The organism is Nocardioides sp. JCM 18998 (assembly GCF_055391535.1).
On the sequence record NZ_AP043886.1, the window covers coordinates 2959294 to 2982607 of the forward strand.

Here is a 23314-nt window from a genome sequence, read left to right on the forward strand (position 1 = left end):
AGCCGCTATCTTTCCAAGCGTGCCCAGCAATCGAGTGATCCGGGTCGCCCAGGCCGACGACGGCGTCGCCGCGCAGACGCTGCGCGCCGGCATCCAGCAGCTCCAGCAGGAGCTCGAGGTGACGCCCGACTTCCCACCCGAGGTGGAGGCGGCAGCGGCCGCCGCGGCGGCGAGTCCACGGCTGCCCGACCTCGACCGTACGGACCTGCCGTTCGTCACCATCGACCCACCGAGCTCGATGGATCTCGACCAGGCGATGCACCTGGCCTCCAACCCCACGACCGGCGGTTACACGGTCCACTACGCGATCGCCGACCTGGGCGCGTTCATCAGCCCCGGCGACCCGATCGACGTGGAGGCCCACGCCCGCGGTGAGTCGCTCTACGGCGCGGACTCCACGATCCCGCTGCACCCGACGGTGCTCTCCGAGGGTGCGGCCAGCCTGCTGCCCGACCAGGTGCGCCCGGCACTCCTGTGGACCATCGAGCTCGACGCCGACGGCGAGGCGACCTCGACCCACGTCGAACGCGCCCGGGTGCGGAGCACCGCGAAGCTCGACTATGCCGGCGTCCAGGCGCAGCTCGACTCCGGTACGGCGTCCGCGATGATGCAGCTGCTGCGCGAGATCGGGGAGAAGCGCCAGGAGATCGAGCGCAAGCGCGGCGGCGTCAACCTGACCCTGCCGGACCAGGAGATCGCGGTGACCGGCGACCAGTGGCGCCTGGCGTACCGCCGCCAGCTCCCGGTCGAGGAGTGGAACGCCCAGATCTCGCTACTCACCGGCTTCGGCGCCGCCGATCTCATGGTCTATGCCCGCGTCGGCGTGCTGCGCACCCTGCCGCCGCCGGACCCGCACGACGTCCAGCACCTGCACCGTACGGCCCGGGCGCTCGGCATCGACTGGCCCGCCGAGATGGTCTATCCGGACTTCATCCGCACCCTCGACCCGACCCACTCCAAGCACGCCGCGATGATCGTGGCCTGCACCCGGCTGCTGCGCGGCAGCGGCTACGCCACCTTCGACGGCGAGCTGCCGGCGCTGACCGTGCACGCCGCCCTGGCCTCCGAGTACGCCCACGTCACCGCCCCGCTGCGCCGGCTCGTCGACCGCTACGCCGGCGAGATCTGCGTGGCACTCTGCGCCGATCAGCCGGTGCCGGCCTGGGTGCACGAGGCGCTGGCCACGCTCCCGGAGGAGATGCGGGCCAGCGCCCGGCGCTCCTCCGCCTACGAGCGCGGCGTGGTCGACCTGGTCGAGGCCGGCGTGCTTGCGCCGCGCGTGGGGGAGACGTTCGCCGGCGTCATCGTCGAGGTCGACGAGAAGACCGGGACGCGGGGCAGCGTCACCGTCCGCGAGCCGGCGGTGGAGGCCGGCGTCACCGCCGACACGCCGCTCCCGCTCGGCACCGACGTCTCGGTCACCCTGGTGACTGCCGACATCGACACCCGCAAGGTGGCGTTCCGGCTCGGGTGAGCCCGATCAGGCGCCGGGCTCCGCGGGGGAGGACGGCGTCGGCGGTGTCGCGGGCGCAGCCCTGCGCCGGCGCAGGATCAGCACCTGCAGCCCGATGACGACCAGGACCGCGAGGCCGATCGCGCCGTAGGTGAGGTAGGTGCCGACGCGGCTGCCGGGCTCGTAGGTGAGCGTGCCCTTGATCGAGGCCTTCGTGTCGCCGTAGACGACCGGGACGGTCCAGTCCTTGATCAGGTGCGCGTGCTTCGGGTCCTGCTGCACCGAGGGCGGGTTGATCGTGCCCATCCAGTGGATGCGGTGGTCGTGCCACTGGGCATGGTCGGTGGAGTTGAGCTTGACCCAGACGGGCGTCTGCTCGGCGTTCGCGCCCTGCGGGACCTCCCCGATGGTCGCGACCTTGTTGAGATAGACGGCGGGGGAGAGCTTGTTCTGCCACACCCCGGCGCTGCTCACCTTGAGGTATGGCTCGTGGCTGTAGCCCTCGATCACCAGGGGCGTCGAGGTCGGGTTGGTGACGGTGATCTGCTCGCCGTTGCTCGTCGCTCGTACGGTGATGTCGCTCAGCGCCGGCGAGACACTCGTCACCTTCGTGACGTAGGTGGCGAAGCCGTCGGCGTACGCCGGAACGGGAAGCAGCATGGCGAGCACGCTCAGCAGCAGGGCACAGCGACGCAACGGGGATCCTCTCGACGGGACGGGTGTCCGAGTGACAGGTCGGAGCGGGGGCCGCGTTGGTTCCCGGAGTTCTCGATCGGCTGGCTAGAGTCCCACCCCGTGACCCACCCCGACGCCTGGACGCAGCTGGCGTGCACGGCCCGGGATGCCGCTCCCGCCGAGCGCGATGCCGCGTTGGACGCCTTCGTCGCCGAGACCTGGCGCGACGTGTGGCGGCTGTGCGCGCACCTCGGCGATCGTGACCGCGCCGACGACCTGGCGCAGGAGACGTACCTGCGTGCGCTGCGCTCGCTCGGCTCCTTCCGCGGCGACTCCTCGGTGCGGCCATGGCTCTTCAGCATCGTGCGCCGGGTGGTCGCCGACGACATCGCCGCCCGGCAGCGCCGCCGGCGTGAGCCGGTGGCGGTCTCCCGCGACGTGCCCGATCACCAGGGTGACGTCGAGCTGCAGACCCTGCTCGAGGCCCTCGACCCTGACCGTCGCGCGGCGTTCGTCCTCACCCAGGTGCTCGGCTACCCGTACGCCGAGGCGGCGGAGATGTGCGAGTGCCCCGTCGGCACCATCCGGTCCCGGGTGGCCCGGGCCCGCGAGGACCTGGTCGCGATGCTCGGCGAGGACCGCGGGCGCCGGACCGCCTGATCGCTTGGCCTGCCGATGATCCTGCGAGATCCGCGGGAACCAAACGGCCGCTCGCGCCGACTTGGGCAAGGTGAGGTGTAACGACGCACGCGAGGCGCTGTCCGCCCGGTTCGACGGAGAGTCGACCGCCGTCGAGGCGAGGGCGCTGGACGCGCACGTCGCGACCTGCCTCGAGTGCGCCGCCTTCGAGGCCTCGCTGGGGCGGATCGACCTGCTGGTGCGCGCCGAGGCGGCCGAGCCGGGCCTCGCGCCCCGCCGGGTACCGTCCCCGGCGGTCGTGCCCGAGCGCGAGCGGCGCGTACGGGTGGCACTGCGGCTCGGCATCGCGCTGCTGACGGTCGGCGACCTCTACCTCGCACTGGGCCAGATGCTGGGCCGCGACGGGCACGAGGAGCACGAGGCCGGCTCGTTCGTGGTCGCACTGTGCGTGGCGCTCGGCTATGCCGCCGCGAAGCCCGCGCTGGCGAGGGCGTACGTGCCGGTGCTCGGGATCGCCTCGCTGCTCCTGGTCGTGATGTCCGTCGCCGACGTCGGCGAGGGGCACACCACGGCGCTGCACGAGACCCGGCACCTCGGCCTGGTCCTGGCCACGGTGCTGGTGTGGCTGCTCGCCCACACGGAGTCGGACCGGCCGCGGCGGATGCCGAAGCCGCGGCGCGAGGCGGTGGCCCACCCGCGGCCGCGGCCGGTGCTGCGGGTGGTCCACGGCGGCGCCCTCGGTCGCGGGATCCGCGCAGCGGCGGCCCTCACGATGGCCTCGTTGTTCCTGCTCATCCCGAGCTCCGCCTCCGCGCACGCGGTCCTCGAGTCCAGCACGCCGCGGCCCGACAGCATCCTGAGGACGTTGCCGGGCGACGTGACGCTCTCGTTCGACGAGGCGGTGACGCTGGTGCCCAGCTCGCTGCGGGTCTACGGGCCCGACGGCTCGCGGGTGGATCGCGGCGATGTCGGCCACCGCGCGGGGGAGAGCCAGGAGATAGGCGTCTCCCTCGGCGCGGACTCCGACCAGGGCACCTACCTCGTCTCCTGGCGGGTGATCAGTGCGGACTCCCATCCGGTGTCGGGTGCCTTCACGTTCTCGGTCGGCAAGGTCAGCGCGACGCCGGACGCTCCAGCTGAGACCAGCTCGCGTCCGCTCGGGATCACGCTCGGCGTCGCCCGATGGCTCGGCTACCTCGGCTCGGCCCTGCTGGTCGGCGGCCTGATCGTGATCGGCTGGTGCTGGCGGGCCGGCTGGTCCTCGACGAGCGCCGGCCGCCTGATGACGCTCGGCGGCGTGCTGCTCGCGGTGGGCGCGGCCGCGAGCCTCCTGCTGAAGGGTCCGTACGACGCCGCGCTCGGCCTCGGCGCCACCTTCCACGGCGACCTGTTGCGCGAGGTGGCCGGCACCACGTACGGCCGCGCGACGATCGCCCGCTTCGTGCTCGCCCTGATCGGGCTGGTGATGGTGTGGCGCCGCGTCCGCTCGCTGAAGGTGGCAGCGCTCCTCGGCGCAGCCGTCGGGGTGAGCTTCGCGCTCGCCGGGCACGCGGCGGCGGGCGACGGGCGCTTCATCGCGGCGCTCAACGACACCGTCCATGTCCTCGCCGCCAGCATCTGGCTCGGCGGTCTCGTCCTGCTCTGCGTCGCGGTGCTGCCCGCGCGCGACGCCGAGGCCTCGCGGATCGCAGTGGCCCGCTTCTCGGCGCTGGCGCTGGTGATGGTGGTGGCGCTGGTCGCGACCGGGCTGTACCAGGCCATCCGCCAGGTCGGGTCCTGTGGCGCGCTCACCGGCACCACGTACGGGCGAGAGCTGCTGGTGAAGATCGGCATCGTGGTCGTCGTGGTGGCGCTGGCCTCCGTCTCCCGGCGGCGGCTCGCGGCGGGCGCGGCACGTCTGCGGGTGATCGTGGCCGTCGAGGCGGTGCTCGTCCTGGTCATCCTCGGGATCACCTCGAGCCTGGTGGTCACCGAGCCCGCGAAGACCGCCTACCACCCGATCGTGTCGGCGCAGGTCACCGTCGTGGGCGACACCGTCCAGGTCTCCGCCGTGCCGACGGGGGACCGGACGCTCGAGCTGCACCTCTACGTCTTCGGCAAGAACGGCCAGCCGAGCGACCCCAAGGAGATCTCCGCCTCCATCAGCCTGCCGGCCAAGGAGATCGACGCGCTGCCGGTGACGCTGCAGAACGCCGGCCCGGGTCACCGGCAGGCGATCGTCGCCGCGCCGATGACGGGTGACTGGCGGCTCGCGATCACCGTCCGTACGAGCGCCATCGACGAGGCGACCGGCTACGTGACGCTGCCGATCCGCTAACCGCCGAATCTTCAGACAGGACCGCCGAGTCTGCAGGCAGGACCGTCGAATCTGCAGGCAGGACCGCCGAGTTTGCAGTTCCGTCAGACCGGAACTGCAAACTCGGCGGTCCTACGTGCAAACTCGGGTTACTCGTGGTCGCGCAGGCGGGCGAGCATCCGGTTGTAGGCCTCGAGGGCCTCGTCGCTGTCGGCGTCGGTGATGGTCTCGGCGTCGCCGCCGGCATGCTCGATCAGGGTGGAGCGGCGTACGCCCTCCAGCCACGAGCCCGTCATCCGAGCGCGCTTGGACGGGGTGGTGATGACGCTGATCATCAGGCCCATCGCCAGGATCATCATCAGGCCGTCACCGGCCGCCCACATCAGCGCGCCGGCGGTGTTGACGTCGCGCAGCCCGTCGGGTGCCCAGGTGGGGTGCGTCGCCATCATCCGCGGGAACGGCTGCTGGTTGGTCTGCAGCAGCACGATGCCGACGATCGTGTCAGGCACCATGCCGACGACGAAGACGCCGAGTCGCGTCAGGTAGGACGGGTTCGGCTTCGTCGGCTCCTCGCCGAGCAGCGGCAGGAGGAAGAGGTAGCCCGCCACCACGTAGAGCACCAGCTCGGCGGTCATCGCCCACTCGTGGTCGGCCATGTAGTCCATGAAGCCGGTCAGGTGGGTGGCGATGATCGTCACGGAGTAGATCACCAGGCCGACCGCGGGATGGCTGAGCACAGTGACCGGCCACGAGTGCAGCGCGCGCTGCACCCGATCGCGGGCCGGGCCGTGGAACGCCTCCAGCAGCACCGTCAGCGGGTGACCGAGCACGAGCAGCGCCGGCACCACCATGATCATCATCAGGTGGAGCACCATGTGCATCCAGAAGATCGACATGGCGTACGCGCCGATCGCCGAGGAGACGCTGACCCACATCAGCACGACCCCGGCGATCCACGAGCCGACCCGCCAGGGCCGGACCGTCGAGGACGGTCCGGCGGCGCGTCGGCCCACGAGGTAGGCCACCAGCATCAGCACCGCGACCTCGGTCCAGCCGGCGCTGATCCGCCAGGTGCCGAAGAAGGTCGACCAGGTCAGCGGATCGAGGGCCGCGTCCATCCCGGACATGCCGGACAATTCACACCTCCACTAGCGGCCGCGATGGCCGCCCGGTCAGCCTAGCCGCGGCGCGGCTCGTTCCCGCGCTCGCGGCCAGCGCTCAAGCTCGTTCCTCGCCCGGCGCTGTCGCTCGCTTGGTCACCTACGACCGCCGACGCGAGACGACCGAGACGGCGAAGGCGCCCACCGAGACGACCAGGGCGATGATCGCGAGGACCAGCGGCGTGTGGGAGGTGTCGTCGTCGGCGTCGGTCGTCGCCGCGGCGTCGCTGCTGCCGGTGCTCGTGCCGCTCGTGGTGCCGGTGCCCGTCGTGGTGCCGGTGGCGTCGTCTGCCGGCGTCAGCGTGAGCACGGGGGCGGGGTGCTCGGGGCGCGGCTGGCCGTCGACGGTCGGCTCGATCCAGCGGACCACGGAGCCGTCGCTGTAGTACTGCAGCGCCTTGAAGACCATGCTCTGGGCGTCGGGCAGCGGGCCGACGGAGATGTTGAACTCGTCGAACTCGCCCGGGTGGATCTGCGTCTTCGGGGAGTCGGCCGTCCACACGATCTTCTCGACGGCCTCGGTCACCTGGCCGTCGTCATCGCTGATCGGCTTGGCCAGCTTGTGGTCGACGACCTTGTACGTCCACCCGGCGTGCGGCTGCACGGAGGCCGCGGCGAGCGGCTGGTCCTCGGGGAAGAAGACCTCGACCTTCGTCGTCGAGGCGGTGTCGGACTCGGTCGGCACCCGGAACGTGAGCTTGGCGTAGGAGCCGGCGCTCGCGGTGCTCGGGTTCACTGTCACGTGCGCGGAGGCCGGGCCGGACAGGGCGAGCAGTCCGAGCGCGAGCGCGGGCACAGCGAGGGTGAGGCGGCGGTTCATCGTTCCCCTAGCGGGTGAGGTGGCTGTTTGCACCAACAGTCGCCCGCGAGGTGGGTTCGGTTCCGGCGAATCGTGAGGCGAGGCTCACGCGCCGGTGGCGACGGGCCGCTCCTGGTTGCTCCACTGCGACCACGAGCCGGGATACAGGGCGGCCTCGAAGCCGGCGATCGCCAGCGCGGCGACCTCGTGGGCCGCCGTGACGCCCGAGCCGCAGTAGGCCGCGACCGGCGTCTCCTCGGTGACGCCGAGCGCCTCGAACCGGGCGCGCAGCTCGGCGGGGCTGCGGAACCGGCCGTCGGCCTCGAGGTTCGCGGCGGTCGGCGCGTTGAGCGCGCCGGGGATGTGGCCAGCCTTCGGGTCGATGGGCTCGGTCTCGCCGCGGTAGCGCTCGGGCGCTCGGGCGTCGAGCAGCGGGTGGGTCGTGGCCCAGGCCGCGGCGCCGTCGGCGTCGAGGGTCGGCATCGAGCCCGGCGTGATGACCAGGTCGCCGGGTGCGGGCGTCACGTCGTCGGTCGCGAGTGGACCTCCCTCGGCGACCCAGGCGGGCAGGGCGCCGTCGAGGAGACGGACGTCGCGCACCCCGGCCCAGCGCAGCAACCACCACGCCCGCGCCGACGCCAGGTTGCCCTCACCGTCGTGCACCACCACCGCATCGTCCGCCGAGATCCCCCAGCGGCGTACGGCCTGCTGCAACCCCTCGGGCGACGGCAGCGGGTGCCGGCCCTCGGCCGGGTCGACGGGGTGCGCGGCCAGCTCGCGGTCGAGGTCGACGAAGACCGCGCCGGGGATGTGCCCGGCGAGGTAGTCGGCATGGCCGTCGTACCGCTGTCCTCCGGCCGCGGTGAGCCGCCATCGCACGTCGAGGACGACCGGAGGGTTCGGCGACGCGAGGTCGGTGGCCAGCTCGGACGCGGTGATCAGCACGCTCACGTGGCCGAGACTATCCGTGCTCGCCGGCACCCCGTTGTGGGTACCGCCCGGGGTATGAGAGTGCCGAGCTCGACCCTCGACGGGGTCGCCAAGGATCGCAAGGAGCGCCGGGCGGCGTGGGGGCGCCGCGGCTTCCTGACCCTGATGCTCGTCTTCGTCCTGCTCGGTCTGGCCGGCTTCCTCGGGATGCAGGCGCGGACGGTCTCGGCCTCGGGCGGCGGCTACCGGCTCGAGCTGCGCTATGCGCACATCGCGCGGGCAGGTCTCGACGTGCCGTGGGAGCTCACCGTCACCCACGCCGGCGGGTTCGACGGGCCGGTCACGATCGCGGTGAGCGCGGGCTACTTCGACATCTTCGAGTCGCAGGGCATCACGCCGGAGCCGTCGAAGGAGACCAACGACGACCAGTGGGACCGGATGACCTTCGACCCGCCGCCCGGGGACACGCTGGTCGTGGACCTCGACATGTACGTCCAGCCCGCCAGCCAGGTCGGTCGCAGCGGCACCGCCACGGTGCTCTCCGCCGACGGCACGCCGGCGGCGCGCGTCGACTTCCGGACGAGGTTGCTGCCGTGAGGGCGGCTTTCCTGAGGAGGGGGCGCTGATGGAGATCGTGCTGCGCGCGCTGGTCGTCTTCTGCTTCCTGTGGCTGGTCACCCGCGCGATCGGCCGCTCGACGCTGGGGGAGCTCAGCACCTTCCAGCTGCTGGTCTACGTGACGATGGGCGACCTGATCCAGCAGGCCGTCACCCAGCAGGACTACTCCGTGACGGGCGGCCTGCTCGCGGTGTCGACCTTCGCCCTGATGACGGTGGCGATCGGCTGGGTGCAGTGGCGCTTCCCGCGGGTGCGACCCCTGACCGCGGGCCGTCCGGTCCTGGTCTGGCGCGACGGCCACCCCGACGAGGCGGTGCTGCGCGACGAGCACCTCGACATCGCCGACGTGCTGGTCGCCGCCCGCGAGCAGGGCATCCGGTGGACCCGTGAGATCGAGTACGCCGTGCTCGAGGACGACGGCAAGATCTCCTTCTTCACCGTCGACTCCCGCAGCGAGGGCGCGGCCGAGACCGCTCCGGAGACGTGAGGACGCTGGACACCGCCGACATGATGGCCGCATGACCCTCGTCGCCTCAGCGCCCAGCGCCACCTCGATCGCCGACGACGTACGGGCCGGACGGCTCACCGCACGGGCCGCGGTGGAGCGGTCGCTGGCACGGATCGCGGAGGTTCAGCCGCAGCTCAACGCCTTCTCGTTGGTGCTCGCCGAGTCGGCACTGACCGCCGCCGATGCCGTCGACGCGCTGCCGCCCGCCGAGCGGGGGCCGCTCGCCGGGGTGCCGATCGCGATCAAGTCCGAGGAGGACGTCGCCGGCGTCGTGACCACCTTCGGCGGTCGCGGCAACACCACGCCCGCGGCCGCCGACTCCGAGGTAGTGGCGCGGCTGCGCGCGGCGGGCGCGGTCATCGTCGGGACGACCGCGATGCCGGAGTTCGGGCAGTTCCCGTTCACCGAGTCGGTCGCGCACGGCGTCACCCGCAACCCGTGGGACCTGTCTCGCAGCACGGGCGGCAGCAGCGGTGGCTCGGCCGCGGCGGTCGCGTCCGGCTGCGTACCGGTCGCGATGGGCGGCGACGGCGGCGGCTCCATCCGGATCCCGGCCTCGGCGTGCGGGCTCATCGGGCTCAAGCCCGCCCGAGGGCGGGCGAGCATGTCGCCCTACCCGGCACTGTGGGGCACCCTCGGCACCGCCGGGCCGCTCACCCGGACGGTCGCGGACAGCGCGCTGGTATGGGATGCGATCCACGGCGTGGCGGAGATCGACCGGTGGCGGGCGGAGGAGCCGGCGATGCCGTATGTGGCGGCGATCGAGGACCTCTCGCCACGCCGGATCGGCTGGCTCACTCGACCGGCGCTGGGACCAGTCCGGGTCGATGGCGAGGTCGCCGCCGCGGTCGCGCGGACGGCGGATCGGCTGGCGGCGGCGGGCCACGAGGTCGTGCCGCTCGACGGCCGCTGGCCCGATGTCCAGGCCTCGTTCGTGCCCCAGTTCTTCGCCTCGCTGCGCGAGTGCGTCGGACTGGTCGAGCACCCCGAGCGGCTCGAGCTGCGCAGCCGCCACACCGCACGGCTCGGGGTCTGGGCGCAGGGTCCGGTGCTGCGCAAGGCGGTCGAGCTGGGGGAGCGGATGCGCGTCGCGTTCCACGATCGCTTCGGCGCGTACGACGCCGTGCTCTCGCCGACGCTCGCGTGCCTGCCGCCAGCGCTCGGCCGGCTCGACGGCGCCGGCTCGATCCGCGCGCTGCTGCGCAGCCTGCCGATGATCGCCTTCACCACCGTCGCCAACACGACCGGCCTACCCGCCCTGTCGATCCCGGCGGGGCAGTCCGCCGCGGGCCTCCCGATCGGGGTGCAGCTCTCCGGCCTCACGGACGACGAGGGTCCGCTGCTCGCCATCGCCGCCTCGCTGGGACTCTGAGCGGCGGCTGCCGAAACTGTCTCGGTGACAGTTTCGAGCCGTCACGGTGGCAGTTCGAAACTGTCACCGAGACAGTTGCCGACACGGGTGACAGTTCCATCTGTCACCGATGTCGCGAACTGTCACGGTGACACTTTGGGCCCGAGCCGGCCCGTTGTTCAGGTACGACCCACGGGCCCGTCGCGACCGGGAAGTGACAGGCGCGTAACGGCCAGATTTTCAAGAACGTAACAACGGGACCGTTGACACGGCATTAGTAAGTACGCTGAACTAACAAACGTGAGTCAGGTCACGACGCGCCGCAGAGCGCTCCGCCCGAGCGGCAAGCTCCTCCAGGAGGACGCCCGCCGCCACCACCGCGCCCTCATCCTCCAGCAGCTCTTCGGAGAGGGCCCCGCGAGCCGTGCCGACCTGGCGCGCAGCACCGGTCTGACCCGCGTCACCGTCTCCGACCTGGTCGCCGAGCTGATCGAGGACCAGCTGCTCCTCGAGCTCGGCGCGCCGGTCGAGAGCCGGGTCGGCAAGCCGCCGATCCTGGTCGGCCTGCACGAGGACGCCACCCACATCGTGACCCTCGACCTCAGCGTCGACGACCGGCTGACCGGGGCGGTCGTCACGCTCGGCGGCGTGGTCAAGCACCGCGACGAGCAGGCCCTGGCCGGAGCCAAGGGCGAGGCGGCCGTCGCGCTGCTGCACACCCTGACCCGTCGCCTGGTCGACAGCACCGGCGCCCGCCTCCTCGGCATCGGGGTCGGCAGCCCCGGCATCGTCGACGACGCCGGTACGGTCGTCGACGCACCCAACCTCGGCTGGAGCGACGTGCCGCTGGCCGCCGGCCTGCAGGCCGCGTTCGACCTGCCGGTCTACGTCGCGAACGACGCCAACACCGCTGTCCTCGGCGAGCACACCTTCGGCGAGTCCGGTGAGGGCGGCCTGATGCTGCTGCGGGTCGGCACCGGTGTCGGAGCCGGCCTGGTCCTCGAGGGCGCGCTGCTGCACGGCCACGTCGGCGCCGCCGGCGAGATCGGCCACGTCGTCGTCGATCCGGCCGGCGAACGATGCGCCTGCGGCCGTACGGGCTGCCTCGAGACCGTCGTCGCGGTGCCGCACCTGCGCCGGCGGGTGGAGGCCACCAACGAGCCGGCCAAGGAGCTGGCCGCCGTCGGCGAGCAGCTCGGCGCCGTGCTGGCGCCGGTCGTCGGCACCCTCAACCTGCACGAGCTGGTCCTCACCGGGCCGGTCGAGCTGCTCGACGGACCGCTGCTGGCGGCCGTCGACACCGTCATCCGTCAGCGCACCATGCCGGTCACCGGCGAGCAGCTGGTCGTGCGCACCAGCCGGCTCGGTGACGACGTGGTCCTTCTCGGCGGGGCCGTCCTGGTCCTGGCCGGCGAGCTGGGCGTCTCGTGACGACCCGGCGCGCCCCTCAATCCCTCGAGACGCCCGTCTCGAGCCCGTCGCGGGCACCCCGCAACCAACAACAAGGAGAAACCGTGCGTAAGACACGCAGCATCGTGGCCGGTGCCCTCGGCATCGCGACCGCTATCGCCCTCACGGCCTGTGGCAGTGACAACAGCGACTCGAACTCCGCCGCCAACGGCGACTCGACCGCCAGCGGCAGTGGCAAGACCATCACGGTCTGGAACATGCAGGGCGACCTCAGCGACGAGACGATGAAGGCGATCAACGACGAGTTCACCAAGGAGACCGGCGCTCAGGTGAAGGTCGAGACCCAGGAGTGGGCCGACATCGCCACCAAGGTCACCACCGCGCTCGCCACCGACACCCCGCCCGACGTCGTCGAGCTCGGCAACACCGACGTGGCGCTCTTCGCCAACAGCGGCGGCCTGGCCGATCTGACCGACTCCAAGGACGCGCTGCAGCAGGGCGGCACCTGGCTCGACGGTCTCGCCGGCCCGGCCACGATCGACGGCAAGCTGTACGGCGTCCCGGCGTTCGCCGCCACCCGTACGGTCATCTACAACAAGACGATGTGGGACCAGGTCGGCGTCAAGACCGCCCCGACCACCTACGACGAGCTGACCGCCGACCTCGACAAGGTCAAGGCGAAGTTCGGCGGCCAGAAGGACTTCTCGCCGTTCTACCTGCCCGGCAAGTACTGGTACGACGGCCTGCAGTGGGTCTGGGACGCCGGCGGCGACGTCGCCACCAAGGACGGCGACAGCTGGAAGGGCACCCTGTCCGACGACAAGGCGCAGCAGGGCCTGAACGACTTCAAGACGTTCCAGAACGCGTACTCGACCAAGGCCTCGGCCTCGATCAACACCACCGGCACCGGCCAGCCCGACCAGGACAAGGACATCTTCGCCACCGGCAAGACGTCCGCCGTGGTCGGCAACGCGTGGGAGATCGGCGTGATCGAGCAGGACAACCCGAAGCTCAAGGACGCCGACCTCGGCACCTTCCCGTTCCCGGGCAAGTCGGGCAACAGCCAGCCGGTGATGCTGGCCGGCTCCGACTGGGGCATCGCGTCGAAGAGCAAGAACCAGGACCTCGCCACCACGTGGGTCAAGATCGCGGCCAGCCAGGCCATCCAGGCCGGCCCGATCGTCGGCCAGGGCTGGATCCCGATCACCACCGAGGAGATCAACGCCGCCAAGGGCTCGGCCGACGCGCTGCACCAGGCCTACTTCGAGGCGGCCACCAACTCGAAGTCCACGCCGGCCGCCGCCGGCTGGGCCACCATCGAGGGTGACAAGTCGTTCGAGCAGTTCTTCGCCGACATCGCCACGGGGGCCAAGAGCCCGGCCGATGCCGCGAAGGGCATGGACGACCACCTGGGCTCCGTCCTGAACGACCAGGGCTGATCCGGCCCACCACGGTCGAATCAACTGACACGATTCCGCTATGAGCTCACCTGCCGCGACCTCGGTCGCCGCCGGCGAGCCCGTGGCCGCCGCGGAGACCCCGCGGCGGCCACGGAAGCGGCGAGGCTCCGGGGCCGGTTCGCGCCCCGGTCTGACCCCGCTGCTGCTGCTCTCGCCGGCCGGCCTGGTCATCATCGCCCTGACCATCGTCCCCATCGGCTATCTCGTCTACCTGTCGTTCACCAACGCCGGGCAGCGGATGCTCTTCACCGGCGAGTACGACATCGTCGGGCTCGACCAGTACCGCCAGATCCTGAAGGACCCGGACTTCTGGCACTCGTTCGTCCGCACGATCCTCTACACCGGCGCCATGGTGCTCGGCAGCGTCATCCTCGGAATGGGCATCGCCCAGCTGCTCGGCAAGGCCGGCCGCGGCTTCCGCTACGCCGTCACCGTCGTCCTCATCTTCGCCTGGGCGATGCCCAACGTCGCCTCCTCGATGGTGTGGGGCTGGCTCTTCCAGCCCGGGTACGGCATCGCCAACTGGCTGCTCACCCAGACCCACCTCTTCGGTGACGTCACCGCGACCAACTGGACGACCCGGCCCGGCCTCGCGCTGGCCTGCATCTGGATGCTCATCGTGTGGCAGGCCGTCCCGTTCATCGCGCTCACCCTCCACGCCGCCCAGAGCCAGGTCGACACCGCCTACTACGAGGCCGCACGACTCGACGGCGCCAGCGAGTGGCGCGTCTACTGGACCATCACGCTGCACTTCCTGCGCCCGACCCTCCTGCTGGTCACGATCCTGTCGGTGATCTGGGACTTCAACGTCTTCAACCAGATCTGGCTGATCTCGCAGGGCGGGCCGAACGGTGCCACCTCGACGCTGGGCGTCTACGCGTACCGCAGCGCCTTCGTCAGCTTCCACTTCGGCGTCGGGTCCGCGATCTCGGTGGTCACCACCCTCCTGCTCCTCGTCCTGACCGCCTTCTACATCCGCAGCCTGATCAAGGCAGGGGAGGATCTGTGAGCGCCCACACCGCCACGCCCGTACGCAAGCGGGCCCGGCCGAGGGCGACGCGGGGACGCGTCGTCGCCAACACGCTGGCCGTGCTCTTCTGCGTGGTCTGGATCTTCCCCGTCTACTGGATGATCAACACGGCCTTCAAGCCGCCGGCCGACGTCACCACCGCGCGGCCGCAGTTCATCCCGCTGCACGCGACGCTGACCAACTTCCATGCCGCGATGACCCAGTCGCACTTCTTCCGCGACCTGGCCAACAGCCTGATCGTGGTCAGCGGGACGCTGGTCATCTCGATCGCCCTCGGCATCTTCGCCGCGGCCGCGCTGACCCGGTTCCGGTTCCGTGCCCGACGACTGATCCTGGTCCTCATCCTGGTGGTGCAGATGCTGCCCAGCGCAGCGCTGCTCATCCCGCTCTTCCTCACCTTCAACAAGCTGGGTCTGCTCAACCACTACTTCGGGCTGATGCTCGCCTACGTGGCCGCGGTGCTGCCGTTCTCGATCTGGGTGATGCGAGGCTTCTTCCTCGCCATCCCGCGTGAGCTCGAGGAGGCCGCCATGGTCGACGGTGCCAGCACCCGGCAGATCCTCTTCAAGGTGCTCTTCCCCCTGGTGGCCCCGGGTGTGATCGCGACCAGCATCTTCGCGTTCATCTACGCCTGGAACGACTACCTGCTCGCCTACTCGTTCATGAAGGACCAGAACATGTACACCCTGCCGGTCTGGCTGGCGTCGTTCTCGACGCCGACCACGGGCACCAACTACGGCGGCCTGATGGCGGGCTCGACGCTCTTCGCCCTCCCGGTCGTCATCTTCTTCCTGATCATCCAGCGCAACCTGGTGACCGGCATGACCTCGGGGGCGGTGAAGGGATGAGCGCCTCGCTCGACAGCATCGAGACCCTCGCGCTGGGTGTGCTGATGCCGTCCTTCCAGGGTCCGGCCCTGACACCGGAGTACGCCGAGCTGCTGGCCGAGGGACTGGGCGGCATCTGCCTGTTCGGCTCCAACATCGGCGCCCGCAGCATCGCCGACGTCCGCGCGCTCACCGACGCGATCCGGGCTGCGGGTCCGCAGGCCGTCGTCACCACCGACGAGGAGGGTGGCGACGTCACCCGACTCCACGCCCAGACGGGCTCCACGGTGCTCGGCGCCGCGGCGCTCGGCGCCGTCGACGACCTGGCCCTGACTCGGGCGGTCGGCGCCACCGTGGCGGCCGATCTGGCCGCGGCGGGCGTCGACCTCGACCTCGGCCCCATCGCGGACGTCAACTCCAACCCCGACAACCCGGTGATCGGCACCCGCTCCTTCGGCGCCGAGGCCGGCGTCGCCGCCAAGCACGTCGGCGCGTGGGTCGAGGGGCTCCAGAGCGGTGGCGTCGGGGCGTGCGTGAAGCACTTCCCGGGCCACGGCGACACCGGCGAGGACAGCCACCTGGCCCTGCCCGTCCTCGACGCACCGCTCGACGTGATCGCCGCGCGCGAGCTGGTGCCCTTCGAGGCCGCGATCGCGGCCGGCACTGCAGCGGTGATGACCTCCCACATCGTCGTCCCGGCACTCGATCCCGAGCTGCCCGGCACGCTGTCCGGCCCGGTGCTGGCGCTGCTGCGCGACCGGCTCGGCTACGACGGCGTGATCGTCTCCGACGCGCTCGACATGGCGGGTGCCTCGGCCACCCGCGGCATCCCGGCCGCCGCCGTGCTCTCGCTGGCGGCAGGCGCAGACTTCCTCTGCATCGGACCCGACAAGCCGGCCTCGCTCGTCCGCGAGATCCAGGACGCGGTCGTGGCCGCCGTCGCCGACGGTCGCCTCTCCCGTGAGCGGCTGGAGGAGGCCGTACGCCGGATCGCGGCGCTCCCGCGCGCGCTCGGCTCCGAGCCGCGGCGCGACGTGCTCGACGTCGCAGCCCAGGTCGACGCTGTCCGCTCGACCCTGATCCACGAGGGTGAGCTGCCGGATCTGGCGGGCGCCCGCGTGGTGAGCGTCAGCACCCCGGCCAACATCGCCGTCGGTGAGGTGCCGTGGGGCGTGACCCCGGACCTCGTCGTGACCCCGGCCGACGCGGTCCCCGACGGCCCGCTGGTGCTGCAGGTGCGCGACATGCACCGCCGTCCCGACGTGCTCGCGTTCCTCGAGCAGGTCAGCGCCGCGGCCGTGGTGGTCGAGTGGGGCTGGCCCGGACCGTACGACGGACCGTTGCCGCGGATCTGCACCCGCGGCTACTCACTTCCCGGCGCCGCCGCGGTCGAGGCCGCGTTGCGCGCCGCCGGGTGGCGTCGATGAGCCGAGAGATCAACGCGGGGTGCTCGGTCGGCCTCGACATCGGGGCCACCAAGGTCCACGGGGTCGCGGTCGACGCGAGCGGCGCGATCCTCGCCGAGCACCGGCTGCCGACGAGCTTCGGTCCGGAGGGCGTGGTCAGCACCGCGGCCGACGTGGTCGACGCGCTCGCCAAGCAGACGGGACTGGCCCGCGATGCGCTCGGCCCGGTCGGGGTGGGTGTGCCGGGCTTGGTCGACCCCGATCGCGGGGCGGTCAAGCACGCGGTCAACCTCGGCCTGGACGGGGAGTGGTTCGGCCTCGGTGAGATGCTCGCCCACCGGCTCGGCATGCCCGTGCTGGTGGAGAACGACGTCAATGTCGCCACCCTCGGCGCCCACCTGCTGGCGGGAGCCGACGACGTCGCGTACGTCTCGCTCGGCACCGGACTCGCCGCCGGCCTGGTGCTCAACGGCGTGCTGCGGCGCGGCGCGCACGGGGCGGCAGGGGAGATCGGGCATCTGCCCGTCGACCCCAACGGCCCGCTGTGCAGCTGCGGACAGCACGGCTGCCTCGAGCTGATCGCCTCCGGGCGTGCGCTCGCGGCCGCCTGGCCCGCCACCGACGTACCGCCCGCCCAAGCCCTCTTCGCCGCCGCCGCGGACGGGGACGAGCGCGCGATCGTGATCCGGGACCGGTTCGCCACGGGTGTCGCGGACGCCGTACGCGTGGTCGCGCTGGCCGCCGACCCGGAGGCGGTGGTGATCGGGGGCGGCGTCGCCAACCTCGGAGCACCGCTGCGGGACGCCGTCCGCGGGGCCTTGCAGCGGCAGGCCGCCAGCTCGCCGTTCCTCTCCTCGCTCGACCTGGCCGGGCGGGTCACCCTCGTCCCGGTCGGCATGCCGGTGGCCGCCCTCGGCGCCGCGTCGCTCGGACGGATCCGGTGAGCCTGGGGCGGGATGCGGTCGGCTCGCTGCGGATCACCGGTGGCCTCGATGCCGCCGGCTCCGCGGTCGAGCTGACGATCCTGGACGGACACGTCGTGGCCGACGCCGGGGACGGGGTGGAGGTGCTCGACGCCTCCGGCCTGACCGTGCTGCCGGGCTTGATCGATGCTCAGGTCAACGGGGCCGTCGGGCACGACCTGACCGCCGAGCCCGACAGCCTGTGGGACGTCGCGGCAGGCTTGGCGCGCTTCGGTGTGACGGCCTTCGTGCCGACCGTGATCACCTCCGCGCCCGCGGCCCGGGCACGGGCGATGGAGGTGCTCGCGGCCGGTCCGCCGGCGGGCTGGGTCGGTGCGATCCCCCTCGGCCTGCACTTCGAGGGGCCGATGATCGCGCCCGGGCGCAAGGGCGCCCACCCGCCGCGGTGGCTGGTGCCGCCGTCGACCGAGCTGGTCGACGGCTGGTCCCGTGCCGACGGTGTCCTGATGGTCACCCTCGCGCCCGAGCTGGCCGGCGCGCTCGAGGTGATCCGGACGCTGACGGATCGGGGCGTGGTGGTGAGCGTGGGGCACACCGAGGCCAGCACCGCCGAGGTCGAGGCAGCCGTCGCTGCCGGTGCCCGGATGATGACCCACCTCGGCAACGCGATGCCGCCGCTGCTCGCCCGCGAGCCGGGTCCGGTCGGCCACGCCCTCGGTGGTCAGGTCCTCACGGCGGGCGTCATCGCCGACGGTCACCATCTCGACCCGCTCATGCTGCGCACCGCCTGGCGTGCGCTGCAGCCCAGCGGCCGGTTCTTGGCCGTGACCGACACGACCGCCGCCCTCGGCGTCCCCGACGGAGCGGGCCGCCTCGGCGACCAGGACGTCGTCATCAGTGCCGGCACCGTCACGCTGGCCGACGGAACCCTGGCCGGGTCCGCCGCCAGCCTTCCGCAGTGCCTGCGCGTGATCCGCGAGGTCACCGGCGCCGGCTTGGCCGACGCTGTCGCCACCTGCACCACCGTCCCGGCCGCGCTGCTCGGCCAGCCCGAGCGCGGCCATCTCCGGCCCGGCGCGCGCGGCGACGTCACGCTGGTCGACGACCGGCTCGAGGTCGTCGCCACCGTCGTCGGCGGCCGCCTGGCCCACCACAAGGAGTCCTGATGGAGCTCGTTCCCCTCGCCTCGGCCGAGGAGATCGCCACCCTCGTCGCCGACATCGTCGAGCAGACCGTACGCCGCAACCCGGCGACCGTGCTCGGTCTCGCCACCGGATCGACCCCGCTGCCGGCGTACCAGGAGCTGATCCGCCGCCACCGCGGCGGGGCCGGCCCTTCCTGGGACGGTGTCGTCACCTTCAACCTCGACGAGTACGTGGGCCTGCCGGCCGGCCACGAGCAGAGCTACCTGGCGACCATCCGCCGCGAGCTGACCGACGACCTCGGCATCGACCCGGCGCGAGTCCACGGCCCCGACCCGGACGAGGACGGCCTGCCGACGGCGGGGGAGCGCTACGAGGCGGCGATCGCTGCCGCCGGCGGCGTCGACGTGCAGATCCTGGGCATCGGCACCAACGGTCACCTCGCGTTCAACGAGCAGGGGTCCTCGCTCGGATCGCCGACCCGGATCAAGACCCTCACCGCCCAGACCCGCCAGGACAACGCCCGCTTCTTCGGCTCGCCGGAGGAGGTGCCGCACCACGTCCTCACCCAGGGGATCGGCACCATCCTGCGTGCCCGCCACCTCGTGCTGATCGCGACCGGGGCCGGCAAGGCCGACGCCGTGGCGGCTGCTGTCGAGGGGCCGGTCTCGGCGTCCTGTCCCGCCTCGGTGCTGCAGCTGCACCCGCATGCGACGGTGCTCGTCGACCCGGGGGCGGCGGCCGGGCTGGAGCGGCTGGACTACTACGCGGAGGTGTACGCGGCGAAGCCGCGCTGGCAGGCCCACTGAGGGACCAAGGGCCTTCGCCGGTCCCGAAGGGCGCGTGCTGCCGCCGGAGGTACGGTGACCCGGTGACCGAGCGCGTACCGATCCGGGTCTACCTCCTCGACGACCACGAGCTGATCCGCCGTGGGATCAAGGACCTGCTCGAGGAGAGCGGCGAGATCGTGGTCGTGGGGGAGTCCGGTCTCGCGCAGGAGGCGGCCGCCCAGATCCCGGGCCTCAAGCCGGACGTCGCGATCCTCGACGGGCGCCTGCCCGACGGATCCGGGATCGACGTGTGCCGCGACGTCCGCTCCGAGGACCCGGAGATCAAGGCACTCATCCTGACGTCGTACGACGACGATGACGCGCTGTTCTCCGCGATCATGGCCGGCGCCGCCGGCTACGTCCTCAAGCAGGTCCGCAGCCACGACCTGGTCGAGACCGTCCGTCAGGTCCACGCCGGCCACTCGATGCTCGACCCGATCATCACCGCGAAGGTGCTCGACCGGATCCGGAGCGGCGACCTCGGTGCCGCGGTGGCCGGCGATGCCGACGAGCAGGGCCTCGACGTCGAGAGCGCGCACCTCACCGCGCACGAGCAGCGCATCCTCACCCTCATCGGCCAGGGCATGACGAACCGGCAGATCGCCCGCGAGACCCACCTCGCCGAGAAGACGATCAAGAACTACGTCTCCTCGCTGCTGGCCAAGCTCGGTGTGGAGAGCCGGACCCAGGCGGCGATCCTGGTCACCCGGACCGCCCCGCGCCGGTGACCGGCCCGATGACCGCGCCCGCGTCGGGTGAGGGCCGCGAGGAGCAGCGCTGGCGTCTGCTGCTCGACGCCGTCGTCAGCCTCTCCTCGGGCCATTCGCTCGGCGACCTCCTGACCCGGATCGTCGAGGTCTCCCGCGACCTCGCCGGTGCGCGGTACGCCGCCCTCGGCGTGCTCGCCGAGGGCGAGCGGAAGCTGCGCCTCTTCGTCACCGACGGCATCTCGGAGGAGGACGCCGCCCGGATCGGCGATCGCCCCACCGGTCGCGGTGTGCTCGGCGTGCTCATCGACCACCCCGAGCCGGTCCGCCTGCACGACATCACCACCCACCCGCAGTCGTACGGCTTCCCGCCCAACCACCCGCCGATGCACTCCTTCCTCGGCGTGCCCGTCCGTGCAGGCGGTCGTGGGTTCGGCAACCTCTACCTCGCCGAGAAGATCGGCGGGGGCGACTTCACTGCTGCTGACGAGGAGATCGTGACCGCGCTGGCGGCCGCCGCCGGCGTCGCGATCGAGAACCGGCTCCTGCAGGAGGAGCAGGAGCGGCTCGCCGTCTTCGAGGATCGCGACCGGATCGGCCGCGACCTGCACGACATCGTGATCCAGCGGCTCTTCGCGATCGGGCTGCGCCTGCAGGGCGGGATGAAGTGGACCGACGACGAGCGGCTGGTCGAGCGGATCGACGAGGCGGTCGACGAGATCGACACCACCATCCGCGACATCCGCCGCACCATCTTCGAGCTCGGCACGCGCCCGCGCAGCGGCGACCTGCAGACCCGGGTCACCCGGCTGGTCGACCGGGCCGCGGGCTCGCTCAAGATCCGGCCGACGCTCTCGTTCGAGGGGCCAGTCCGCCTGGCCGCGGACGCCGAGCTGGCCGAGGACGTCCTCGCGGTGTTGCGCGAGACGCTCTCCAACACCGCCCGGCACGCCCACGCGAGCCAGGTCTCCGTCGAGCTCCTCGCGGGCGACGAACTCGTCCTGCGCGTACGGGACAACGGGGTCGGCGTGCCGGCGGACGCGGTCGAGAGCGGCCTGGCCAATCTGCGCCTGCGCGCGAGCGCTCGCGACGGGCGCTGCGCCATCACGCCCGTCGAGCCGTCCGGCACGCTCGTGGAGTGGGCCGTACCGCTGGCCTGACGGTCCTCAGACCTCGGTCGTCGCCGCCGGGGCCGTATGCCAGGAGGACAGGATGCGCAGGGCGTCGTCGGACGGGGTGCCGGCGAGCGCGGTGAGGACCATCAGCCGTTGGCCGTTGCCGTCGGGACTCTGCCAGGTGTCGCAGTCGAGGGTGAGGTCGCCGACGACCGGGTGCCGGTAGTGCTTGGTGCCGTAGGCCGCGGAGTTCACCCGGTGCTCGGCCCACCAGACGCGGAAGTCGTCGTCGCGCACCGAGAGCTCGCCGACGAGACGGGCCAGCTCCGGGTCGTCCGGGTCACTCGCCGCCTCCATCCGCAGCGCCGCCACCGCGTCGCGCGCGTCGTGTCGCCATTCCTGGTGCATGGCCCGGATCCCCCGATGGGTGAACATCAGGCGCACGTAGTTGCGCTCCGCCGCCGGGATCGAGGCGAAGTCGGTGAACAGGGCGGCGGCCGCGGCGTTCCAGCCCAGGACGTGGAGTCGCTTGCCGAGCACGATTGCCGGCGTCTCGCCGAGCTGCTCGAGCAGGCGTCGTACGGGCGGGCGGACCTTCTCGCTGGCGCGCCGGCGACGCGGGAGGGCGTCGACCTTGCCCGCGACCTCGTACAGGTAGCGCTGCTGGTCGTCGTCGAGGCGCAGTGCCCTCGCGAGCGTGGACAGCACGGAGGCGGAGGCCTGCAGCCGCCCCTGCTCGAGCCTGGTGTAGTAGTCGACGCTGATCGCGGCGAGCGAGGCGACCTCCTCGCGCCGCAGCCCGGCGACCTTGCGGTGGCCGTCGCGTTCGGGCAGGCCGACGTCGGCGGGACGCAGGCGCGCGCGGCAGGCCTTGAGGAACTCCCCGAGATCGCGCGGATCGGGCGTCGTGGTCATGCGGCCATTCTGGTCGGAGGCGGGCACGGCTGTGCAGGGGAGGAATCCTTCCCCGGCAGATACTCGTCTCTTTTGGGCCCGGAAGCACGGCGCGACGGTGGGTGCATGACCACTTCAGAAGACGTCACGTTCACCAGCAACGGCATCACGATCGCCGCCCACCTCTACCTCCCCGCCGACGGCGGCGTAGCCGGCGAGAGGCGTCCGGCTCTCGTCGTGGGCCACCCCGGCGCTTCGGTCAAGGAGCAGTCTGCGGGCCTGTACGCCCGCCGGCTCGCCGAGCGCGGCTACGTCACGATCGCCTTCGACGCCGCCTATCAGGGCGCCAGTGGCGGCCTGCCACGCGGGCTCGAGGACCCCGCCCAGCGGATCGAAGACTTCAAGTCGGCCGTCTCGTACCTCACCACCCGACCCGAGGTCGACGGGCAGCTCATCGGGGCGCTCGGCATCTGTGCCTCCGGTGGCTACTCGTTGGCGGCCACCGCCGGAGATCAGCGGGTGCGGGCCGTGGCGACGGTGAGCGCGGCCGACGTGGCGCGCCAGTTCCGTCTCGGGGCGGACGGTGCCCAGGACCCCGCGGTCTTCCAGGGGCTGCTGGACGCCGCGGCCGCGGCGCGTACGGCGCAGGCGCGAGGTGAGGACGCCGGAGCGCTGCCCATCTTCCCGCCCGACGCGGAGACCGCCCGGGCGATGGGCGGAGAGCACGGCGTCGAGGGGTACGAGTACTACTGCACGCCGCGCGGCATGCACGAGCGGGCCGCAACGCACCTCGCCTGGTCCAGTGTCGACCGGCTCGCGACCTTCGACGCCTTCACGCATCTCGAGCTCATCGGACAGCGGCCGCTCCTGATGGTGGTCGGCACCCGCGCCGTCACGGCCTGGATGTCGGTCCAGGCCTTCCAGAAGGCGGTCGGGCCCAAGGAGGTGGTCTGGATCGATGGCGCCAGTCACGTCGATCTCTACGATCGCGAGCCGTACGTCTCCACGGTGATTGAGCGGCTCGACGCCTTCTTCGGCGAGAGCCTGCTGGGCACCCCGGCCGTTGTGGGGAGCGCCGCCTAGCGTTCACGGGCACCGACGAGAACCGGCTCTGATCCACGTCGCCGCAGGTCAGAGCCGG

22 protein-coding genes are annotated in these 23314 nt (G+C 72.0%); 17 read left to right on the forward strand and 5 right to left on the reverse strand.

Features of this window, described 5'->3' with window-relative positions; translation table 11 throughout:
* Nucleotides 1-19: 19 nt before the first annotated feature.
* Complete coding sequence (locus ACZ5L9_RS13885) at nucleotides 20-1474, forward strand: RNB domain-containing ribonuclease (protein WP_464528724.1); 1455 nt, start codon at nucleotides 20-22, stop codon at nucleotides 1472-1474.
* 6 nt (nucleotides 1475-1480) lie between these two features.
* Here the strand turns inward: ACZ5L9_RS13885 and ACZ5L9_RS13890 are convergent, their stop codons facing one another.
* Nucleotides 1481-2149, reverse strand: a complete 669-nt coding sequence (locus ACZ5L9_RS13890) for a hypothetical protein (RefSeq protein WP_464528726.1) — start codon at nucleotides 2147-2149, stop codon at nucleotides 1481-1483.
* A gap of 99 nt (nucleotides 2150-2248) precedes the next feature.
* On the opposite strand from ACZ5L9_RS13890, the gene ACZ5L9_RS13895 reads away from it, so the two are divergent.
* Both ACZ5L9_RS13895 and ACZ5L9_RS13900 read left to right on the forward strand, forming a co-directional pair.
* A complete protein-coding gene (locus ACZ5L9_RS13895; protein ID WP_464528727.1) occupies nucleotides 2249-2788 on the forward strand; it encodes a sigma-70 family RNA polymerase sigma factor in 540 nt (179 codons plus the stop codon).
* A gap of 70 nt (nucleotides 2789-2858) precedes the next feature.
* Entirely contained in the window at nucleotides 2859-5084 is a 2226-nt protein-coding gene (locus ACZ5L9_RS13900) for a copper resistance protein CopC (protein ID WP_464528729.1), read from the forward strand.
* 128 nt (nucleotides 5085-5212) lie between these two features.
* On the opposite strand, the gene ACZ5L9_RS13905 is transcribed toward ACZ5L9_RS13900, so the two are convergent.
* The 3 genes from ACZ5L9_RS13905 to ACZ5L9_RS13915 all read right to left on the reverse strand — a co-directional run bounded on the left by ACZ5L9_RS13905 (nucleotide 5213) and on the right by ACZ5L9_RS13915 (nucleotide 7973).
* Nucleotides 5213-6190 (reverse strand): cytochrome c oxidase assembly protein, encoded by a 978-nt coding sequence (locus tag ACZ5L9_RS13905; RefSeq protein WP_464528731.1) that lies wholly within the window; start codon nucleotides 6188-6190, stop codon nucleotides 5213-5215.
* A 133-nt stretch (nucleotides 6191-6323) separates the two neighbouring features.
* Nucleotides 6324-7043 (reverse strand): YcnI family copper-binding membrane protein, encoded by a 720-nt coding sequence (locus tag ACZ5L9_RS13910; RefSeq protein WP_464528734.1) that lies wholly within the window; start codon nucleotides 7041-7043, stop codon nucleotides 6324-6326.
* Nucleotides 7044-7127: 84 nt separating this feature from the next.
* Nucleotides 7128-7973, reverse strand: a complete 846-nt coding sequence (locus tag ACZ5L9_RS13915; RefSeq protein ID WP_464528736.1) for a sulfurtransferase — start codon at nucleotides 7971-7973, stop codon at nucleotides 7128-7130.
* Between the two features lie 54 nt (nucleotides 7974-8027).
* Here ACZ5L9_RS13915 and ACZ5L9_RS13920 point away from each other — a divergent pair, with 54 nt between their 5' ends.
* From ACZ5L9_RS13920 to ACZ5L9_RS13980, 13 genes are all read left to right on the forward strand, one after another.
* Nucleotides 8028-8549: a hypothetical protein gene (locus ACZ5L9_RS13920; RefSeq protein WP_464528738.1), complete on the forward strand. Its 522-nt coding sequence runs from the start codon at nucleotides 8028-8030 to the stop codon at nucleotides 8547-8549.
* 28 nt (nucleotides 8550-8577) lie between these two features.
* Nucleotides 8578-9057: a DUF421 domain-containing protein gene (locus tag ACZ5L9_RS13925; protein ID WP_464528740.1), complete on the forward strand. Its 480-nt coding sequence runs from the start codon at nucleotides 8578-8580 to the stop codon at nucleotides 9055-9057.
* A gap of 31 nt (nucleotides 9058-9088) precedes the next feature.
* Nucleotides 9089-10450: an amidase family protein gene (locus ACZ5L9_RS13930; RefSeq protein WP_464528743.1), complete on the forward strand. Its 1362-nt coding sequence runs from the start codon at nucleotides 9089-9091 to the stop codon at nucleotides 10448-10450.
* Between the two features lie 279 nt (nucleotides 10451-10729).
* Nucleotides 10730-11860: an ROK family transcriptional regulator gene (locus ACZ5L9_RS13935; protein ID WP_464528744.1), complete on the forward strand. Its 1131-nt coding sequence runs from the start codon at nucleotides 10730-10732 to the stop codon at nucleotides 11858-11860.
* A gap of 83 nt (nucleotides 11861-11943) precedes the next feature.
* Nucleotides 11944-13278 carry an extracellular solute-binding protein gene (locus ACZ5L9_RS13940; protein WP_464528746.1) on the forward strand — a complete coding sequence of 445 codons (1335 nt, stop codon included), beginning with the start codon at nucleotides 11944-11946 and terminating at the stop codon, nucleotides 13276-13278.
* Nucleotides 13279-13318: 40 nt separating this feature from the next.
* Nucleotides 13319-14308 carry a carbohydrate ABC transporter permease gene (locus tag ACZ5L9_RS13945; protein WP_464528748.1) on the forward strand — a complete coding sequence of 330 codons (990 nt, stop codon included), beginning with the start codon at nucleotides 13319-13321 and terminating at the stop codon, nucleotides 14306-14308.
* Nucleotides 14305-15177 carry a carbohydrate ABC transporter permease gene (locus tag ACZ5L9_RS13950; protein WP_464528750.1) on the forward strand — a complete coding sequence of 291 codons (873 nt, stop codon included), beginning with the start codon at nucleotides 14305-14307 and terminating at the stop codon, nucleotides 15175-15177. Before ACZ5L9_RS13945 ends, ACZ5L9_RS13950 begins: the two co-directional genes overlap by 4 nt.
* A complete protein-coding gene (locus tag ACZ5L9_RS13955) occupies nucleotides 15174-16583 on the forward strand; it encodes a glycoside hydrolase family 3 N-terminal domain-containing protein (RefSeq protein WP_464528752.1) in 1410 nt (469 codons plus the stop codon). The genes ACZ5L9_RS13950 and ACZ5L9_RS13955 overlap by 4 nt, the downstream gene beginning before the upstream one ends.
* Nucleotides 16580-17506 (forward strand): ROK family protein, encoded by a 927-nt coding sequence (locus ACZ5L9_RS13960; protein WP_464528754.1) that lies wholly within the window; start codon nucleotides 16580-16582, stop codon nucleotides 17504-17506. The genes ACZ5L9_RS13955 and ACZ5L9_RS13960 overlap by 4 nt, the downstream gene beginning before the upstream one ends.
* On the forward strand, nucleotides 17503-18651 hold the full coding sequence (gene nagA, locus ACZ5L9_RS13965) for an N-acetylglucosamine-6-phosphate deacetylase (RefSeq protein WP_464528756.1): 1149 nt from the start codon (nucleotides 17503-17505) through the stop codon (nucleotides 18649-18651). Before ACZ5L9_RS13960 ends, nagA begins: the two co-directional genes overlap by 4 nt.
* A complete protein-coding gene (gene nagB / locus ACZ5L9_RS13970) occupies nucleotides 18651-19436 on the forward strand; it encodes a glucosamine-6-phosphate deaminase (protein ID WP_464528758.1) in 786 nt (261 codons plus the stop codon). The genes nagA and nagB overlap by 1 nt, the downstream gene beginning before the upstream one ends.
* Nucleotides 19437-19498: 62 nt before the next feature.
* Nucleotides 19499-20185 (forward strand): response regulator, encoded by a 687-nt coding sequence (locus ACZ5L9_RS13975; RefSeq protein WP_464528760.1) that lies wholly within the window; start codon nucleotides 19499-19501, stop codon nucleotides 20183-20185.
* Between the two features lie 8 nt (nucleotides 20186-20193).
* The gene (locus ACZ5L9_RS13980) at nucleotides 20194-21324 is read left to right on the forward strand and encodes a GAF domain-containing sensor histidine kinase (protein ID WP_464528763.1); all 1131 of its coding nucleotides are present in this window, start codon (nucleotides 20194-20196) and stop codon (nucleotides 21322-21324) included.
* Nucleotides 21325-21330: 6 nt separating this feature from the next.
* On the opposite strand, the gene ACZ5L9_RS13985 is transcribed toward ACZ5L9_RS13980, so the two are convergent.
* Complete coding sequence (locus ACZ5L9_RS13985; RefSeq protein ID WP_464528765.1) at nucleotides 21331-22194, reverse strand: helix-turn-helix domain-containing protein; 864 nt, start codon at nucleotides 22192-22194, stop codon at nucleotides 21331-21333.
* Nucleotides 22195-22299: 105 nt separating this feature from the next.
* On the opposite strand from ACZ5L9_RS13985, the gene ACZ5L9_RS13990 reads away from it, so the two are divergent.
* On the forward strand, nucleotides 22300-23256 hold the full coding sequence (locus ACZ5L9_RS13990) for an alpha/beta hydrolase (protein WP_464528768.1): 957 nt from the start codon (nucleotides 22300-22302) through the stop codon (nucleotides 23254-23256).
* Nucleotides 23257-23314 lie beyond the last annotated feature (58 nt).

Coding starts and splice junctions, on each gene's coding strand:
- ACZ5L9_RS13925 (WP_464528740.1), top strand. CDS start 8,578: ATGGAGATCGTGCTGCGCGCGCTGGTCGTCTTCTGCTTCCTGTGGCTG.
- ACZ5L9_RS13930 (WP_464528743.1), top strand. CDS start 9,089: ATGACCCTCGTCGCCTCAGCGCCCAGCGCCACCTCGATCGCCGACGAC.
- ACZ5L9_RS13960 (WP_464528754.1), top strand. CDS start 16,580: ATGAGCCGAGAGATCAACGCGGGGTGCTCGGTCGGCCTCGACATCGGG.
- ACZ5L9_RS13985 (WP_464528765.1), bottom strand. CDS start 22,194: ATGACCACGACGCCCGATCCGCGCGATCTCGGGGAGTTCCTCAAGGCC.
- ACZ5L9_RS13980 (WP_464528763.1), top strand. CDS start 20,194: ATGACCGCGCCCGCGTCGGGTGAGGGCCGCGAGGAGCAGCGCTGGCGT.
- ACZ5L9_RS13955 (WP_464528752.1), top strand. CDS start 15,174: ATGAGCGCCTCGCTCGACAGCATCGAGACCCTCGCGCTGGGTGTGCTG.
- ACZ5L9_RS13945 (WP_464528748.1), top strand. CDS start 13,319: ATGAGCTCACCTGCCGCGACCTCGGTCGCCGCCGGCGAGCCCGTGGCC.
- nagB (WP_464528758.1), top strand. CDS start 18,651: ATGGAGCTCGTTCCCCTCGCCTCGGCCGAGGAGATCGCCACCCTCGTC.
- ACZ5L9_RS13910 (WP_464528734.1), bottom strand. CDS start 7,043: ATGAACCGCCGCCTCACCCTCGCTGTGCCCGCGCTCGCGCTCGGACTG.
- ACZ5L9_RS13905 (WP_464528731.1), bottom strand. CDS start 6,190: ATGTCCGGGATGGACGCGGCCCTCGATCCGCTGACCTGGTCGACCTTC.
- ACZ5L9_RS13920 (WP_464528738.1), top strand. CDS start 8,028: ATGAGAGTGCCGAGCTCGACCCTCGACGGGGTCGCCAAGGATCGCAAG.
- ACZ5L9_RS13990 (WP_464528768.1), top strand. CDS start 22,300: ATGACCACTTCAGAAGACGTCACGTTCACCAGCAACGGCATCACGATC.